The sequence below is a fragment of the Anaerolineales bacterium genome (assembly GCA_022866145.1).
Classification (GTDB): domain Bacteria; phylum Chloroflexota; class Anaerolineae; order Anaerolineales; family E44-bin32; genus PFL42.
The window spans coordinates 1-4,176 of record JALHUE010000046.1; the positions used below are offsets into that span (position 1 = coordinate 1).

The 4,176-nt window shown below is 58.6% G+C and carries 5 protein-coding genes; all 5 read left to right on the forward strand.

Features of this window, described 5'->3' with window-relative positions; genetic code table 11:
• Positions 1–891 (forward strand): FGGY-family carbohydrate kinase (locus MUO23_01345; GenBank protein MCJ7511596.1); only part of this gene is annotated, 891 nt, incomplete at its 5' end.
• An 80-nt stretch (positions 892–971) separates the two neighbouring features.
• Complete coding sequence (locus tag MUO23_01350) at positions 972–1,943, forward strand: sugar phosphate isomerase/epimerase (protein MCJ7511597.1); 972 nt, start codon at positions 972–974, stop codon at positions 1,941–1,943.
• Positions 1,944–1,967: 24 nt separating this feature from the next.
• Positions 1,968–3,032, forward strand: coding sequence for an alcohol dehydrogenase catalytic domain-containing protein (locus MUO23_01355; GenBank protein MCJ7511598.1), 1,065 nt, complete (start codon positions 1,968–1,970; stop codon positions 3,030–3,032).
• 13 nt (positions 3,033–3,045) lie between these two features.
• A complete protein-coding gene (locus tag MUO23_01360; GenBank protein ID MCJ7511599.1) occupies positions 3,046–3,858 on the forward strand; it encodes a sugar phosphate isomerase/epimerase in 813 nt (270 codons plus the stop codon).
• Between the two features lie 23 nt (positions 3,859–3,881).
• A partial coding sequence (locus tag MUO23_01365) for a VOC family protein (GenBank protein ID MCJ7511600.1) occupies positions 3,882–4,176 on the forward strand: 295 nt, incomplete at its 3' end.

Below are 4,176 nucleotides of genomic sequence, written 5' to 3' on the forward strand. Positions count from 1 at the left end.
ATTCTCGGCGTGGTCGCGCCAGACATAGCCAAGACTCTCGGATTAGGCGATGGGGTACAGGTGGTGTGTGGTGGGGTGGACAATTCGTGCATGGCGTTGGGAGCTAAGAATACCCGCGCCGGGCGTGTATATACCTCACTGGGTTCCTCTTCCTGGATCGCAGTTTCATCCGAACAGCCGGTGCTGGACAAACAGTTCAAACCCTACGTCTTCACCCACGTGATACCGAACACTTTCACTTCGGCAGTCAGCATCTTCTCCGCGGGCTCATCTTTCGCTTGGGTAAGAGACAACCTATGCCGCGAGCTGATGGAAGAAGCCGACAGAGTAGGAACGGATGCATTTGTGCTGATGAACCGCGAGGCTGAAAAGGCGCCAGTAGGCTCGAACAAGCTGCTCTTCAACCCAAGCCTGGCGGGCGGTACTTCGCAAGACTCCAGCGTTCATATCCGCGGGGCCTATATCGGACTCGATCTGAAACACGGAAAAGGCGAGTTGATCCGTTCTGCCATGGAAGGGATCGCTATGAATCTACGCCTTCGCCTTGACCTGCTGCGGAAATACACCCGGCTGGACGAGGAGATTCTGTTTGTGGGCGGCGGAGCGAAGAGCCGGTTCAATCTGGGGATCTTCGCGGATGTGTTCAATACTCGCATCATCAAGACCAATATCGATCAGGATGCCGGCGCTCTGGGTGCGGCGGCCATTGCGGCAGTCGGATGTGGAGTATGGTCAGACTTCGATCGAATCGATGCGGTCCATACGATCGAGGAGGTCGTCGAACCGGATGCAGAGAACAACCGCAAATACGAAAAGCTGTTGCCCGTCTTTGCTCTAGCCGCAGAATATCAGTCCAGGCTCAGCGAAGCATTGCACGCGATCGAATTGTAGCCGACCTTGGACAAGTCCCTTCTCAAAGGATTCGGCCTTTGTTGTTCCTACCCAATCACTCCTGATGAAAGGGGATTAGCATGAAACTCGGTCTATTCACAGCAACGTTTCTTGATCTGAAGTTGGAAGAGGTGTTGAAACTGGCATCCGGTCTGGGCTACCAGGCAGTCGAGATGCCCGCCTTTGCCAACAACCCTCACCTGGATATCGAAACCATCGTCAAAGGTAGTGCGGCTGCCGAGTTGAAGCATCAGGTCAATTCCCACGGATTGATCATCTCCGCACTGGCGAATCATCCTGAAGGCCAGATAGTTCTGGGACCCTACGGCAAGGATACGGATGCGATATTCAAGGGCACCAAGGAGGAGAAGATTAGGTTTGGTACCGAGCGTATGATCAAGACCGCCCAGGCAGCCAATGCGCTTGAGGTGCCGGTGGTGACCGGATTCATCGGCTGCGAGAACTTTGGCCGATTCTTCCCCTGGCCATATTCCAAGGGCTGGTCGGACATGGAAGCGGAATTTGTCGAGCGCTGGAGTAAGATCCTGGACAAATTCGGCGAGTACGGCGTCAAATTCGCTCACGAGCCACACCCCAACGAGCTTGTCTATAATGTGGAAACGGCACTGCGGGCTGTCGAGCTGATGGATGGTCGCAAGGAATTTGGCTTCAACTTCGACCCGGCCAACCTCATTTATCTGGGACTCGATGTTGAAAACTTCATTGATGCCCTCAGCCAGCACATCTTCCACGTGCACGCCAAGGATGGTGAAATCGTCTCGCACAATGTTGGGCGTTCCGGTGTGATCCCGCAGGGTGACTGGCAGCGCCTTGGCCGCGGGTTCCGCTTCAGGATCCCAGGATGGGGTTCCGTGCCCTGGAGGAAAGTGATCACCGAGCTCTCCCTGATCGGCTATGACTACGTGATGAGCTACGAGCACGAGGATGTGACCATGAGCAGGCACGACGGCATCACCAAGACGATTGCCTACTTGAAACCACTGATGATTGAGAAGCCCTACGAAGGCCGGAACGACGTCCTGTTCAACTGAGATGGACCGAAAGGAGGGAACCTCATGGCCAAGACAATGAAGGCCGCTGTCGTCGAAAAGCCCAACGTGATCACGATCAAGCAGGTGCCCGTTCCCGAGATCGGCGACACCGACGTCCTGATCAAGGTGAAATACACCGGCATCTGCGGCACCGACTGGAGCATCTATACAGGCAAGTACTCGGCGGACAAGCTTCCCCTTATCGCGGGGCACGAGTTCTCGGGTGTCATCGCGCAGGTCGGGAAGAAAGCCCGGGGGCTGAAGGAGGGAGACAGGGTCACAGCCGACATCAACATGTCGTGCGGCATCTGCTTCTACTGCCGCCAGGGCCAAAAGCTGATGTGCCGCGACTTCCATCAGCTGGGGATCCACGTGGACGGCACGTACGCCGAGTACGTGAAGGCCCCCTTCGACCAGGTGCACAAGCTGCCGGACTCTTTGAGCTTCCTGGCCGGCGCATTCATCGAGCCGGTCTCCTGTGTCATCCATTCCTCGAAAGCTGCGAAGGTGACGCACGGAAGCTCGGTGGCCGTGATCGGCAGCGGCCTGGGCGTGCTGCACGGGCTGCTGGCGCGGCTGCGCGGAGCGGCGCCGGTCATCGTCATCGGCCACAACGCCAAGCGCCTCGCCATCGCGAAGGACATGGGCGTCGACGTAACGATCAATATCCAGGATGGCAAGGACCCGGTGGCCGAGGTGAAAAGACTCACCGACGGCCGCGGCGCGGACTTCGTCGTGGAGGCCGTCGGAACCCCCGCCACCTACACGCAGGCGTTCGCCATGCTGCGTCCCGGCGGGACGCTGGCCGCCTTCGGCATCTGCGCCCCCGACGACCAGATCCCGGTGAAACCCTTCGACCTCGTGCTGGGGGAGATGACGGTGGTGGGTTCCTGCGCCGGGGTGGGAACCGACTGGACGGACGCCATCGCCCTCCTGGCCGCCGGCCACATCAAGCCCGAGAGCATGTTCTCCATGATCGTGCCCGTGGAGGAGCTGGAGAGCGCGCTGAATCAGCTACGCACGGACCCGAATCTCATCAAGGTGTTCGTGTCCGCCGAGATCTCCCAGCGGGAAATCCTTTCAAAGTAGGAGAGTGACTGCCATGACCGCACAACGACCGCTGGTCTCCATGAATCTGATCAGTACGAAGCTAGACATCGAGAAGGCAATCCGCGCGTTTCACAAGGCGGGGTACGACGGTATCGGCCTCTGGTACGACCAGGTGCGTGACTTCGGAGTGGAGCGGACACATGATCTGCTGCAGGAGGTGCCCCTCAAGGTCACACACCTCATCTACGCCGGACCCTTCAACCAGGCGAGCGAAAGGGACTACCTCTCGGCACGGGATGCCGACCGGGAGAAGCTGCGCGTTGCCGGGAGGCTGGGCGCTGATACGGTCCTGGCGATGACCGGACCCATCAACGGCCTGGGCCAGAATGAAGCCTTCCGGCAGCTGGAGCGGAGCCTTCGCGACCTGGTCGGCACCGCCGCCGAAAGCAAGGTGAGAATTGGGCTTGAACCACTGCACTATGTACTGAAGAACGACTCGTTTCTCTTCACGCTTTCTGATGCGATGGACATCATTGAGAGGATCAACCACCCTGCCCTCGGCGTGTTCATCGACGTCTATCATATCTGGCATGAACCTGGGCTCATGGAGACCCTGAAGAGGACAAAAGGGAGAATCGTCGGCTGCCACATCTGTGATTTCAGGCAGCTGAACAGATCTGTCTACGACCGGGTCCTGATGGGAGATGGGGTCATTCCTGTCCGCCAGATCCTTGAAGCGCTGAAGGAGCAAGGTTGGGATAAATGGTACGACATCGAAGTGTTCTCCGAGGAGCTCTGGCAGATGGAGCCGACGGAATTCCTCAACCTCGCCTTCGAGAAATACCGCCGGTTGTGGCAGGAGTAGACGGTCGGGAAAGCAGGCAGCAAATGAAGGTAAGCGGCATCAACCACGTGTCGATCAATACGCGGGACCTGCAGGCGTCCGCCGACTTTTATGGGCGCATCCTGGGCTGGAAGCAGAAGGAGACGGTGCCGTTCGACGGGTTCTCCCTTGTCTACTTCGAGGTTCCCGGTGGCGGCCGGCTTGAGCTGTTCGACTACGGCGGCCGGAACCCGCAGGCGAGGCGCGACGAAAGCGAGGCCGGCCTTCGACACCTGGCCTTCACGGTCGACGACGTCGACACGGCAGAGGCGCACCTTCGCGGCAACGGGGTAACGATCA

What these genes read in the sequence shown, in the direction of transcription:
- MUO23_01350 (MCJ7511597.1), top strand. Translation starts at nt 972, where the DNA reads ATGAAACTCGGTCTATTCACAGCAACGTTTCTTGATCTGAAGTTGGAA.
- MUO23_01355 (MCJ7511598.1), top strand. Translation starts at nt 1,968, where the DNA reads ATGGCCAAGACAATGAAGGCCGCTGTCGTCGAAAAGCCCAACGTGATC.
- MUO23_01360 (MCJ7511599.1), top strand. Translation starts at nt 3,046, where the DNA reads ATGACCGCACAACGACCGCTGGTCTCCATGAATCTGATCAGTACGAAG.